Here is a 13,691-nt window from a genome sequence, read left to right on the forward strand (position 1 = left end):
GCTTCCGTCCTTCCTGCGTAGCCCCGTCAAGACGGGTTCACCGGGCGCTTACACCGGAGCCGATTCTGAATCGCATGAACCAGGCGATAAACAAGGTACTCACCGATCCGGAAGTGATCAAGGCTTTCACCGAGATGGGCGCGGCACCGCTCGGCGGGGAACCGGCGAAGCTTGCGAACACCCTGTCGGCCGACTTGACAAAGTGGCGCTCAGTGGTGAGGCAAGCGAATATAGAGCTTCAATGAGTTTGCGGGCAATCGACGCCACACGACAAATACGAATGGCGGGAGCGTTGGCTAGCTTGGATTTGCTATTTATCATTGCTAGTGTGGCTTTGCGACACTGGGGCATCGTCCGACGGACTGTAGTGCCATCTAGCCTGAGCTACGACTACAGTTCCGCGTTGGCGTGCTCAGGTTTACCCACTGAGAGGGGATGCGCGCTCTGGTGTGGGGCGCATCTGGTGCTATTGCGATTGGATTCCTTATCTTAATAGTGCTGCTGGCGCGCATGTTGCCGAGGTGATCTCCCGCAATATGGTCTCGGTATGCCCGGCGCTGCCGATTTCGTGACCGGCTATCCCCTGCTGAGTGCCCTGCTATGGCCGGAGGCGCTCGAGGCGCTACGCCAAGCTCCCAACCTGCAAGCGTGCGCCAGTGCTGCAGATTCAGGTCGCGCCGGGACCTGGAAGCCGGGCAGCAGCTTGCTGCGCTGCTCCGCGACCGTCTGTCGGACTCGGCAAAGCCGTCATCCGCGCGGTCTCTGCTCGATGGCAGCGCAATCTGATGGCGCGTACGTCCACCAGCATGCGGGCCTGAGCCTGCGCCGCAATGAATTGCTCCGCGGCGCCAGCGGTCAGGTGGACGCTGGCCGGGTAGTCCTTGCCCGTGTTAACAGGTTGTGCGTCAGTCCGCGTTGACAACCTGCGGCCTTCCCCATTTGATGAGCTTATCTTCAGGCCATGCATTAACCCATTCCAGTGCGGCGGACTGGCCGGCCAGGTACTGCTGGACAAGGTCAAAGCGATTCTTCGTCAACGCCTCAATTTCTGCCGTGGCCGGCAAGAAATAGAGGAACATCTTCCAGCCTGGCTTGACGAATTCTGCAACCCAGCGGGAGGGCACGAAGAACACGTCGGGCTGCATGGTCATGTCGCCTTTGAAGTCCAGTAGCGCATAGACGAAGGACTCAGCGTGCTTGCCAATCACAGCGCCACCAACGTACCACTCGTAGCCTAGACGGCCGTAGCGCTTCTTCTTCGCGCTCTTTGCTGTCTTGACCTGAATCGCCATGGTGCGGCGCCCGTCGCTTGATGACGCTAGCGCGTCGACACTGGGAGCATTACCAAGCGTCAGACTGACGTTGATATGCCTCGCGGCTAGGGCATAAGATAGGTAAAACTGCCCGGCTGCACCAATAAATTGGGACTTTGCTTGTGCCAACTTGATATTTTTCTTGAAGAAAACTCCATTCTATTACGCGCAAAGAATCGAGGGTGCCGCCCGCATGTCGACTTCCGGCACGTTGACGTCGTACCTGTACAGGTCAAGAAACTGCTCCAGAAGCGGGCGAATCTGGCTTATGTCACCAATTGCCCCCGATGCCTGGAGGTCAAGGTTGGCCGCTGCATCGCCAGCCTTGTACTCCTCGATCTCTTCCAGATTGTTGCCTTGTTCACGGCGCTACCCATCCCCGGCGAGACTCGCCACCTCGAAATGCGCGCAGATGGTGTTAATTACCTCGGGGGTGAGAGCCTCGATTCGTTGGACGGCGTGGGGTTGCTGGCGCGCATGATTTGCGCCAAGCGTTGGCGATGCTTTTCCCACTCCGCACTCAGCTTGGCTTCTTCGCGCCGATGCGGCTCTATCGCAGTCCGATAATCTTTGGTTCTTAGGGAGAAGGACTCCTCGGTCTTGCCGGGGTAGCAGCTCAGGACGTCGGTGGATGCGGCGGCGCAAGTAGTACACGCCGGATTCTGAGTCGCGACGAAGGTCGGTAGGCGCCATGGGCATGAGTTCCAAAGTCCCGGTTTCAACCTCTTCCGCTTGGCACATCTCCAGGAGTGCTATGAGATCAGCTCGCTGTGTTCGATTTCCTCGATCGGAAGATAGCGGCGGTTGAGGCTGATGACCGATACTGCGGCGGACTGTCAGGACCCCACTTCCGGCTGGACCGCCATCACGAAGTCTTGTCTGAAGGACCGGATCGATCCGAAGTCCCAGAAACCGACCAATTCACCGTGGACCTCAGCGACGACGCGAGGATAGCTACCGTCTCCCACGATGCAACATCCGCCTACCTCGATTCGCGGCGCATCTGACAAGTTCCTGCTCCAGAACAGGCCAAATTCGTTGGCGAGCCGAATCCATCTGTCCGCGCGCGCGGCGTCCAAAGGATTGGGCCGAAGCGTCGCCGCAGTGTAGCGCCTGAGTTCGTTGCTCGCGGCGGCGTCGCCCGCAACAGGGGGCGCCAGGGCGAGAAACATCGCCTTGGCGCGCAACTGTTCGTTCTGACCGTTCGGGTCAAACGCGTCAAATTGCGATTCCGGAACCTTGTCACCGATACTCCATGCCAGCCACAGCAGCAGCACACGGAGCTGAATTGCTTCCTCGGTTTCAGCATGGGTATCGTCCGTCAGTGTGTCGATGAGCCGCGTTCTGGAATTGAACAAACACCCCATGGATTCGTCCAGAAAGCGACGGCGATCGGCCTCAGGAACGAGGAACTCGCGCGCCATTCGCCAACGGGGCAAGCGCTCGATACGCACCAGCTCTTTCACAAGCGAAAGTACGGCGATGAGTTGAACGACCGCTCGCGCCTTGGTGTCGGGTTGGTCGGCCTTCGTCAGCTTTAGGAGCATCCGGTTGATGAGGTTTGTCACTTTCTTGGCGACCCGCCGTGCGATCTCGGCATCTTGGAGTGCCTGAGCCTGAGCGTCAACGTATGGCATGTCGTCCGATTGCTCCGGTTCGTCGTCCTGATTAATCTGTTCTTCCTCGGTACGGCCTGACTTGTCCACAGGCACGGTCGGCTGCGTCTGTAGCTCCTCGCCGATTTTGCGGGTCAGCAGGTCAATCAGCGTGACGATATCAGCGGATTCGACCAGACGGCGACGTTTCCTGGACTGACGAAGCTCGCTGACGCTTACTTCAAATGTGTCAGGCCGGCCGCCACTCGCTGTGCCGGCTTGTGCCGATCCACGCCGTGATCGCACTTCGTTCTGCACTTCTTCTTCGGAAGCCGGTTCGAAGATCGCATCTTCGACCGCCTTGAGCATCTCCGAAATGCTCTCACCGGACGGGTCCAATGCACCGAGCGCATCGCGAACCTGACGATGCGACGATTGCGTCTCTGCCATCAGCAAATGCGGGTGCGCAATCATCGCCCTTGCCACGCGCTCACTACCCATGAACAAGTCGCACGCGCGGACCAGCCTCATGTCGACCGAGACGGGCACGCTCAGAACGTCACCCGTCCGAGTTACGGCGATATTCGCCTGAATCACGTCCAGACTGTCGCCCAACAGACTGGCGCTACCCAGCTCAATCGCCGGGCCCAGCGTCGCGATTCGCAGTTCGTTGGGGCTTGCCGCCACACCTATCCAGAAGGGCTCGGCGGATTCATCAGTCGCGCGTATTTCGGCGACACTTCGTGCAGCTGTTGCCTCAAGCTCGCTGGCCGAAAGCGCTGGTAGCGCGAACATTCCGCACAATCCCAGCGCCTCTGCCGTGGCCTGCGCGTCCGGGCCCATGCGCATAACCACCGCTTCGACATTCGCGCTGTTTCGATTGCCCATCCAAGCGGGGCGGCTAGGGTTGGCGCTTCCGGAGATGAGTATGCTCCCATCGCCATGCGTCTGCTCGATGTAAAGCGCCTTCGCGTGCAGGTACTTGTCGCCGCGATTGCCAGCGCTCGTCCAAAGAAGCCTCGCGTCCACGAAACGCGCTTGTACCTCACGCATGCTTGGCAAATGCACGGTTTCCGGATCAATTGCCACGACCACGTCGGCCCGCGGCCAGCGTTCGTGTAGATGCGCAACGAAAGCCAGGTCGCTATCGAAGAAGGCGCCGGTCACCCCGATCCTGCGAACCTCGCCATTCACACGCGCGCCGATCTGCTCGATGAGCGACGGTCCTCCCGGGCATTGATGCAAAGCGACAGTCGTCGTGGCCGCGCCCGGCGTCGACAATTGCGCCACGCTTTTGGAGAAGGAAAGTACCGCTTCGATCAAGGATGGCGGAACATGCTCGCGTGCGAGTTCGATCCATTCGCGCACCATCTGCCACACCGAGTCCAGCAATGCGGTGCCTTCCCGATCCTTACGGTCTGTCACGTGCACCCAGTTCGTGATCTCCCGGTTGTAGCCAAAGCCAGACAGTGTCAGATTGTGGCTGCCAACGAGAATCGCCGCCTTCTTTTTGCCGGCCAGAATGCAGACCTTCGGATGGAACGCCCCGGGCACGCTTACCGGCACGAGCGAATACGCCGTGCCTGCAAACCTCGGACGGGTCGCTTCAGATTGCCAGCTCAAACTGCATTGCGCGTGATCCATCAAGACGATGTTCTGCTGACATCCTGCCGCCACCAGACGACGCAGCACGACCTCCTCGTAGAAGGGCAGACTCGCGTTGAACGAGGTGATCAGCGATGCGTCGAAGCCGCCTTGCTTGATGACATTCAAAAGGGAGATCGAATCAATCACTGACGGCCTCCATCAACTGCTTGCCTTCCGCACTCAACGACGTCTGTTTGTCTTCATCGCGCACGACCACGCCTATGTCCATCAAGATCTGGAACGCTTGACGGAAGCGCGGCGTGGTATTGGATGGCGCCGGTATGTTTCCATCTGTCAGTTGCAAACCGCGCTCGGAGGGACGGAAGCGAAACGTCGCCGAACTCGTGCGATGAAGTTTGCGCAACGAAACGCGCAAATGCGTATTCATGCACCACGCAACGACGTCATAGATCACGTCGCCCAGTGGCATCTCGCGCCATGCCGCAGCTTTGCGCCGAAACGTATAGAGATTTATGGGGTAATCTTGCAGCGCTTGGGGCGTGATCGCGAGCCCGTCATAGGGCGCGCAACTCAAATCGTCGCGAATAGCGAGGATCGCGAGCACCCGCATGGCCGACGCAAGCAAAGCAGAGTCGCTTGCGCGCCCCCAGGACGACACCATTTTTTGAGCCAGCGGCAGCTCGTGACCGTCCGCGGACCATTCGCCGAGCGCCGGCAATGCCGATTCGATGTTCGAAAGCCACGCTCCAAACGTCGCGCAGTCCGTCTCGGCAACGAAGCCAGCCACGTGGCCCGATTCCCTGAATGCCTTCGCGAAAGCCTCGACCGTGTCGCACACGTAGCTCTCACCCGCAGTCCGCGGTGACAACTTGTTCAAGGTAAGCGCGAAGATCGTCTGAACGGCGACCGATAGCAGATCGTTGCGGACGTAGACAGCCCAGTTTTCACGGGTAGACGCCAGATCGGCCGGGATGTTCCAGCCCGTCGGGCCAGGCAACGCATTGCCATACACGGCGGCGCGGAATACGTTTTCGGAAAACTCGATACCGGGCGGCAGATTGTCGATGAGGCGCTGGATCAGCGCCAGCGAACGCTTGCGCTGAGTACCTTCCTCCCCGTACTCACGCTTCCGGTCGAAATAGATATCGGTGAGCTGATCGCGTTCGCTCGAGCCCGCGTTTCGAAGATTACACGGGCAAAACGCATGCAGTTGTTGAAGGCTGGCGTCAGCGACCTCACCATGCTCGACAATGTTCCAGAAGAGGTCTGCCGGCACCGAAGCATCAAAGGCTTCGGCTATTGGCTTGCCGACTTCCTTGGTGAATCGAAACCACGGCTTTCTGCCTCCGTCCAGCACGCGCAAGTCGGCGAGTGTGCCCGCGTAGTACTGCGAAAGTCCACCCATGCGATTCATAAAGTACCGGTCTTCGGAGTCGTTGGCGGTGAACCTAACGAGCTTCAGTGTCTCGCCGTCGAGCACTCGTTGCACCGCGCTGACCAGCTTCTGTCGACCGACCATCGCTGCGCCGTGGCGCTCGCTGATCTTGTCGGTGCATTGCGCGTGGTGTTCGGCGATCAGCGTGAACAGGCAATCGGCCCGCCGAAAACGCTCGACGAACGATGTCTCATCCTCGTCATCCGGAAAGCGTTGAGCAAGCGACCATATGAGCCACGGATAGAAGGAATAATAGCGTGCCCGGTCAGTGACGTTCGTGATACCAGGCAATAGCTGGCCGTAAATAAGAATGCACGGCGCCTGTGCGCCGAGGTGATCCAATCCGCCGATGGAGTACGGAGGTTCAACCCACGCGGTGTCGACTTTCAATTCCCTCTCTCTTAATGATCATATCCGGACCCGCGTAGCAGCATCTGCGGGGCCTTCGCTTCCTCATTTGCTTTATGCTGCATACGCATTCGATCGCACTAGGTCATGGCCTAGCGATTAACCGCCGCTGGTTTGCGTTGGAATGGTCAAGGCTAACAACTTGCTACCGCTACCATCGGACAGGTATCACTGTTAGCTAACTGCCGTGCCCTATCACCCTGGTGATCGCCGAACGGGTTCTTTCCAGAGATTTCTGCATCAGATGCCAACCGATCTCCACCGAAGCACCCTCCGCGAGGATGTCCTGCACTTCCTGCTCAGAGTCTTCCGCGAGTAGCACCTTGACGCCATCTTCCAGATCCCGCTGTGCGATGCCCTTGCGGATCTCCACGTCCGTGTCAATGGCCAGCAAGGTTTGCAGACGGATATCCTCAATCGCGAAATCGGCTAGGAGCTGTCGTTGGACCAACCCTCTTCGCCAGGTACTCAGCCCGGCGAGCGCTATGAAGAACGAATCACCCAACCTCGGGTTGGTCTCAAACATGCAACATCCGAACTCCCGTAGCGCAGGAGATTCACTATCCAGCAACGCAAGCATAATCTGTTCTGACGACATGTAAGCATCCACCATTCCCAGGCGGACCGCCTCACTGAGCGTGGCGTCGTACAGTAATCGACATCTTTGGACATCGTTCAGTGACTCGCTGAGACACTCGCATACCGCCTGCCTAACGGCATGGTCGGGGTGCTGGATCATCTTGTCCAATATGGCGTCCGAGAACGTCCGATAGTCGCCCGCCCTAGACTTGATGAGTTTCAGCTTCCGCGCCGCGCGACTGCTCAGGATCTTTTCGCACACCGCATCGGGTATGTCGCTTCGCCCGAGCAGCGCGCCGAAGACCGCTTCATTCTCATCATCCACGAGCGCAAGCAGCGCTGCTTCATGATCGCCCGCTGCAAGTTCCTGTCGCACCTTCAGACTGACGTCGCCCGCGAGTATAATCTGGATATCATGAGTCAGAGACCAGTTCCCCGCCAGCTCAAAGCGTACTGCTTCCGAAGCATCGCTGGCCATTTTTCTCTGTATTTCTTCGGGAATGCGTGCACCGGCCAGTGACTGTCGTACCGTTTCGTCAGCGTCCTCCGCTAGCGTATGCTGCGTCGAGGTAGACAGGCCGTAATTTCTTGCTAGATTTTTGCGAACCTCGACAGGAACTTCGTTTGATGACAGAAAGCGTTGCAGCGACGACGTGACATGCGGATTACGTGCCAATGCCTCCATTGCCGGCGTTGGGGGGCGCTTGCCACGGCTCGAGGTGAATACCCTCGATGCGAGCGAACCGCTTGGACGCCAGTCATCCAGGGATGCGGCCTGCAGGATGCGTTCGGGCTCCGCCGTCACGCGCAAGATTTTCCAAAGCACATCGTCGGGAACCTTGCTCGATTTGGTAATCCTCACCAGCAAATCGATCGGCGCCTTGCCATGGACACATGCCAGAGGAAAGATGTCGTCATCCTTGCTCTCCCCCTCCGCTCTGCTGATCTGCTCGGAAAGAAGGGACTCGGGACAACGAACATGCGTGTAGATGGCCTTGCGAACCTCGAGATCAGAGTCCTCCGCCAGTTTGAGCATGAGGTCCTCTGGCACCTCGCGACTATGGGCTACTTCAAGCCGGCGCAGCGGGTTCTTGGCGTCCGCCAGCCGGATCATCTCCGCCACGCTGAGTCCATCGTACCGTGAGGCTGGCTTAAGCTTCAGCTTATCAAACGCCTCTTCATACTCGCGCACCTTCTTTTGCATCGTCTCGCGCAGCGGCGTCGTCTGCTCGATGGCGGCATCGATCTGCTTCTGGCTCAGGACGCCACCCTCGACGAACGCGACCTCCATGGCCTCATTGATTGCGTTCTCGATATCGGCACCAGTATAGCCACGGCTAAGTGCAATCAACCCTTCCATGTTGAATGCCGTCGGATCCTGATGCCGTCGCTTGAGATGGATCTCGATGATCTCGCGACGCTCGTCGGAATCCGGGAAACCGACATAGAAAATCTCGTCGAAGCGACCCTTTCGCAGCAACTCAGGAGGCAACGCAGTGATGTCATTGGCGGTGGCGATCGTGAACACCGCGCCCGATTTCTCCTGCATCCAGGTGAGGAAGTATCCGAGCAGGCGCGACGTCACTTCGGAGGCGTTGGCGCCTCCCATGCCAACAAACGCCTTCTCCAGTTCATCGATCCACAGCACACAGGGACTGATGGCCTCGGCAGTATGGAGAGCCCGCCGCATGTTGTGCTCGCTTTCGCCCACATACTTCCCCAGCAGCGAACCGATATCGAGGCGAAGCAGCGGCAAGCCGAACATTGACGCGGTGATCTTGGCAGTCAGGGACTTGCCGCAACCCGGCATGCCAGCGATCAAAACGCCCTTAGGGGCTTGGACACCGAATGCCGTGGCCTCGGCAAGGTTCACCATTACCTTGGCGCGACGTTCAAGCCAGTCCTTCAGATTGCGCAAGCCGCCGACACTGTGCGCGGTGACGTCAGCACGCACCATCTCGAGTACACCGCTCTTGGCGATGCCCTGCTCCTTCAGCTGGAGCACGATATCGAGCGCCGAGTCGTCCAGCACCCCCGCCGCAAGCGGACTCGCAAGCGACAACGCATGGACAATCTCTTCCTGACTCAGGCCACCGCACGCTACTGTCAAACGCTTCAGCAGATCGTCGCTTGCAGCCGCATATCGATCTTTCACCAATGCAGCGACTTCTTCGCCGCGCGGCAGCGCCAAGCCGTACACCATCAGCTGCGCCTCTAGCTCAGACGGTACGTTCAGGCGCTCTGCGATAAGTACGACGGCGGATCGTCCCGCGTGATGACGCGTCACGCGGCTCAGCAGTAGTTTGAGTCGCGCGACCGCGACATCATTGCCCTCGAGCGCCAGCCGGGCATGACGAATGATCACCAGCCGTCCGTCCAATTCTTCGTCAAGCAGGCGCTCGAGTGCCTGCCCGAGTTCGTAGGCACGGTCGCCTTCCTCACGCAGCGGCCGTTTGGTGTCGAAGCGGCATAGGCCGTATGCACGATTCCATTCCATTGGTTTGAGAGCGCGCATCTCGCACAGCTCCACGAGAAGGCCATCCAGGCGCCCTTCCTCGGCCGATTGAATGTAGAAGCCGGTGGCGCCCGCCTGAATTTGCCGATCGAGTTCATCGAGCAGATCTTGTCTTCGCAGCATGAAGCCTCTACCAGGAGAACAGTGCCGCGACGGAGCTGACCGCGTTCTTTGCAGTCTCTGCAACCGTACTTGCCGCCGCGGACAAGAATGAAACAGTCTGTTTGCCGAGCTTCTTAGCGCCGGCGTAGATCGCCTGCCCCGCGGCACCGCCCGCGATGCCGCCGACTAGGCCGCCAGCAAAGCCTCCGATCGCCGTGCCGACCGGCCCGAACACCGTTCCGATAGCGCCACCGATCGCAGCACCCTCCCCTGCGGCAACCAGCGAGACTAGCGCGACCGTGGTGGTTTCCCCCATGGCGTCCAACGCCTCTTCACCATTAATGTCGCCCTTCCCTAGCTTGAACAGAATCTTGATGTTCTCTAGCGCGACGAACGCGGCGGTAGCGATGCGGCCCGGTGGCGTTGCCTTCAGCACTGAACCAACCAGCCCGCGCTTGACCGCGATCACCATCGCACCTGCGAATACGGTATGAACCCCGGTATTCGCGAAGCTCGACAATGAGGTTGACAGGAACTCCTGGAGGTCTTCGCTGGCCGACAGATTCCGCTTGCCTCGCAAGGTGTTCCACGCGCGGCGTCCCAGAATCCGCGCACCCTGGAAGCCCACCGAGATTAGCGAGGCGATCAGCGCATCCTTCAGCAGCTTCCGCGCGAATGTGCCGCGGTCGACGGTCTCCCAGTCGTAGCTTTTTGACTTGCCTTCCTTCTGCGCGCGCTCCTGGTGCTCCTTGGCGGCCTCCTTGCTGAAGGGCTTCGACTTGATGTCGCCGATCTCGATCGTCTCTGTGCTCTTGTGGATGTCCTTTCCGTGGCCCTCGGGCACGAGCTTGGTCTGGCCCCGATAGTCGCCGCTGTCGAAAAGCTTGCCCGTCGAATCCGCATCGGCGCCATACTTGGACTGATAGCGCTTCACGATCTTGCCGTCGCCATTGCGGATGACGATGTCGACCGAGTTCTTGCCGAATGTCTCGCCGGGCTTCGGTTTGAGGACCTCTGCGCGATACGGGCTGCCCTTGGTCGTTGCTTCGATATTGAAGGTGTCGACATGATGCTGCTCCGCGATGAACCCGTCGAGGTTCATGCATTGGCTGACTTTTCCATCCTGACGCAGGACGGCTGCCATGCTGTTCGCGGTGGCCTCTCCGAGCGCTGTCTCAATGCGTCCCGCATACGCGCCCATGTCGTTGATATTCTGAGCCGCGCCAATGCGGCTGATCTCGCCTGCGAGCCAGCTCGCTCGGCTTTTGCCCGCTGCCTGCGCCTTCTGCAGATCGGCCTTGCTGCGAAACGCCCGTTCGACGGAAGCCGCTACGTCACGCGCTGCGGACTCCCGTTCGGCGTCACTTTCCCAGACATCGGGATACTTGCGGAATTCCTTCGCTAGCCACTCCGCTTCCGTCTCGTTCGGCTGTCGCTTTGCGTACGACTCGAAGAACGATTGGACGACGTCAGCGGTGTCGGCGGCCGCGACGTCGATCGGTTGGCCGCCTGCATCGACCGGCAGTGGCAACAGGCTATCGGCATCAGCGCCTTCTTCGGCATTGAGTCCGCTGATGGCATCGGTTGAGATTGGAGCCCGTGCGGAATTCGGGCGTGGATAGGATTTGTCGAGGTGTTCGGATGACATGGTTCGGTTCAGTTTGGAGTTTTTGTGCTTTTCATTCTGTTCGGCAGTTTCGCCGCAATCTTTAGCGCTCTATGGGGGCCCGGATCGTTGCCTTGAGTCGATTAGAACGCCACATCTACGCATGCGTTGCGGAGATCGGCATGAACAATCCTCCTTGTCGTACTTCACTGGAGAAATTGCATGCACGCTCTGATGTCTGTTGCCCCCGCCGCCGCGCAAGGCCGCGCCGCTGTCCGCTCGAGTCGCCAGCAGGTGCTGCTGCGCCATTGGGGCTTCTCCAATCAGGAGGCCGCCAGTCTGCTGCCTGATCTGCCTGACCTCGGTGGTCGACTGGCGTGGGCGGTGGATGCACAGCACATGGGCTGCCCCGACCTGGTCGTCCATCTCGTCGATGCCACGCGATTGAGCGGCGTTTTCGGCGGGGCACGCTGGAATGCGATGGGCCCGGTCGACGCCATGGGCAAGGCGTACCGGCGGGGTGCCAGCGAGATCGCGCTGGTATTGGGCTCGATCCACCATCTGCCGCAGCGCCGCTATGGCTGCTGGGTGCTGTCCGGTGCCAACAGCCTCGCCAGTTCGCTGGCCATCATGGCGCGCACGATGATAGAACCGATGCTGAAGGCTCCGCAGGAGAAGCCGTGGAGCGCCCAGGAACTGGCGCGCATGAACGCGCTCTGTGTGCTGTCGAGCGAGCGTGGATCGAACCGCGACACCGTAGGTCGCCGCCTTACCGCCGCGGTTGCTACCGCGTTGCATGCGAGCCTTGTCACCCCCGCGCGTATCGTCGTCGCTGCGGAGATGCAGGTCATGGAGTGCGTCGTCTCGCTCAATCCGCTGATGCGCGAGCGCATGTGTTTGTGGCGACGCCCCTCCTCGGCTGCCGACCTGTCGGCCGAGATGCTGGTCGCCTATCCGTGGCCGATGTCTCACACGGCGGACTCCGGGCACTGAGGACCAGGCGCATCGCCTCGATCCGCGTCGTAGCAACTGGCAGCCTGCTGTAGCTGCGACGCAATCTCGGTGCGCAAGGCTGCCGGGGCCAGCACCTCGACGCGAGCACTGCGTTCCATCAGCAAGTTGCGCAGTGCCACGGAGAGCATCACAGTGGCTTGAAGGCGGAAGCCTCCCGGCTCATCGATGATCTGCTGGTCGTCGGCCAGCCACTGCTCACGAAAAAGGTGGCCGAAGTTGTCGTCCTCGAGGACGCGCAACTCCAGCCGGATCTTGCCGTCCGGAAAAAACGAGAAATACTCGCTTCGTCGGACGTATTCGTCCAGATCGAAGGCAGGATCCGTTTCTCCGGGCGTTTCGGTGCATGTCGCCGCAACGAACCGGTCCAGGCGCAGGTGGTAGTAGCGGAACGGGCCGGTGTGGCTGCGGCGCGTGGCAACCACGTACAGCACCGGCCCACGTTCGACCAAGCCCAGCGGCACCACCCTATACGACGACGGTGTCTTGGTGTCGAGCCGGGAATTGCGATACGTCACCTCGAGAACCCGGCCCGTGTACAGGGCATGTCGTACTGCGTTGAGAATCTCGTTCGATACAGGCGGCGATGTCAGTGGGTAGCCGACTTCAACCCGCACCGTCTTGCCTGGCCACGCCCTTGCCTGCCGTAGCAGCGGATCGACCAGGCTTTCCCCAAGCACCTTTTCAGCGCCTTCGAAATACGCCTGCAGGCCACGCGAAATATGGCCGGGAAGATGGTGGTGCGCATGCCGTCGCAGCGTCATCAGGGCGATCGCCAGGTCCAACGGCGGCCGGCGCGCGTGATCGGATGGAGCAGGCCTACCAGTTCGCCACCAGACTCGGGCCCGCGCTTCTCCCTGCTTGTCTATCAGGCCGTCGGCGTGCATCTGGTCGAGCGCGCGCGCGATCGTGTCGCGGCTAGGCGCGCCATCGCCACAGCGCTCCATCACGCGACTGTAAAGGATGCCAGACGAGATCGGTTCCCGCGGAACCTCCGGCATGCACTGCAAGATAATGCCGTCGAGTTGCGGCCACTTGCTGGAGTTCATACTCCCTCGCCCGCAGGAAATCGCTTTGACTGGAAGATCGAACTCGGGATTGAAGGGTCGCGACGGTTGGCTTGTTGCATGGTGCGGAAACAGAGCAAGAATAGGGGCGATGGATGCGGTCCTCAGCCTCAAATATCGACGCTGCCCGGTATGCCCTGAACCCGACGTCGGAGGGATGGACCACCTGAGGCCCAGCATGGTCGCCGTGTCATCGCAAACACAACCGACTACATCCCTCCGGAAGCAGCCGAATGACGAACCGCCCTTCACCTTGCAGAACTATTCAGTGTGGCCCTGAAAGGTTGACGCAATTTATGTTAAATGCGGTGTGTAGGTCGGAATCTTGTTTCGAACCGCAGACTCCCTCGTGGCCTGCCGGCCCCGATCGCTCCGATACCAATCAGATGGGTAGTAGTTCGGCTGACTCAACCCACCCGGCCAGAAGCGGGGGGACAAAGTGGGCTCGGGCT

At 60.0% G+C, this 13,691-nt stretch carries 8 protein-coding genes and 1 pseudogene; 2 read left to right on the forward strand and 7 right to left on the reverse strand.

Annotation, left to right across the window (positions count from 1 at the left end):
• A pseudogene (locus ACO550_RS37175) lies at positions 1 to 245 on the forward strand (tripartite tricarboxylate transporter substrate-binding protein); the annotation flags it as partial.
• A 660-nt stretch (positions 246 to 905) separates the two neighbouring features.
• Here ACO550_RS37175 and ACO550_RS37180 read toward each other — a convergent pair.
• From ACO550_RS37180 to ACO550_RS37205, 6 genes are all read right to left on the reverse strand, one after another.
• Positions 906 to 1,442 carry a hypothetical protein gene (locus tag ACO550_RS37180; RefSeq protein WP_315597684.1) on the reverse strand — a complete coding sequence of 179 codons (537 nt, stop codon included), beginning with the start codon at positions 1,440 to 1,442 and terminating at the stop codon, positions 906 to 908.
• Between the two features lie 293 nt (positions 1,443 to 1,735).
• On the reverse strand, positions 1,736 to 2,035 hold the full coding sequence (locus ACO550_RS37185; protein WP_485995136.1) for a DUF6538 domain-containing protein: 300 nt from the start codon (positions 2,033 to 2,035) through the stop codon (positions 1,736 to 1,738).
• A gap of 114 nt (positions 2,036 to 2,149) precedes the next feature.
• The gene (locus tag ACO550_RS37190) at positions 2,150 to 4,702 is read right to left on the reverse strand and encodes a hypothetical protein (RefSeq protein WP_315597683.1); all 2,553 of its coding nucleotides are present in this window, start codon (positions 4,700 to 4,702) and stop codon (positions 2,150 to 2,152) included.
• Positions 4,695 to 6,341, reverse strand: coding sequence for a hypothetical protein (locus ACO550_RS37195; protein WP_315597682.1), 1,647 nt, complete (start codon positions 6,339 to 6,341; stop codon positions 4,695 to 4,697). Before ACO550_RS37195 ends, ACO550_RS37190 begins: the two co-directional genes overlap by 8 nt.
• A gap of 196 nt (positions 6,342 to 6,537) precedes the next feature.
• Positions 6,538 to 9,576, reverse strand: coding sequence for an AAA family ATPase (locus tag ACO550_RS37200; protein WP_315597681.1), 3,039 nt, complete (start codon positions 9,574 to 9,576; stop codon positions 6,538 to 6,540).
• Positions 9,577 to 9,583: 7 nt separating this feature from the next.
• A complete protein-coding gene (locus tag ACO550_RS37205; RefSeq protein WP_315597680.1) occupies positions 9,584 to 11,203 on the reverse strand; it encodes a hypothetical protein in 1,620 nt (539 codons plus the stop codon).
• A gap of 180 nt (positions 11,204 to 11,383) precedes the next feature.
• Between ACO550_RS37205 and ACO550_RS37210 the strand changes: the two genes are divergently transcribed.
• Positions 11,384 to 12,154 carry a hypothetical protein gene (locus ACO550_RS37210; protein WP_315597679.1) on the forward strand — a complete coding sequence of 257 codons (771 nt, stop codon included), beginning with the start codon at positions 11,384 to 11,386 and terminating at the stop codon, positions 12,152 to 12,154.
• Here ACO550_RS37210 and ACO550_RS37215 read toward each other — a convergent pair.
• Positions 12,130 to 13,221 (reverse strand): WYL domain-containing protein, encoded by a 1,092-nt coding sequence (locus ACO550_RS37215; RefSeq protein ID WP_315597678.1) that lies wholly within the window; start codon positions 13,219 to 13,221, stop codon positions 12,130 to 12,132. The genes ACO550_RS37210 and ACO550_RS37215 overlap by 25 nt on opposite strands.
• Positions 13,222 to 13,691 lie beyond the last annotated feature (470 nt).

It is taken from the genome of Cupriavidus sp. (genome assembly GCF_057315035.1).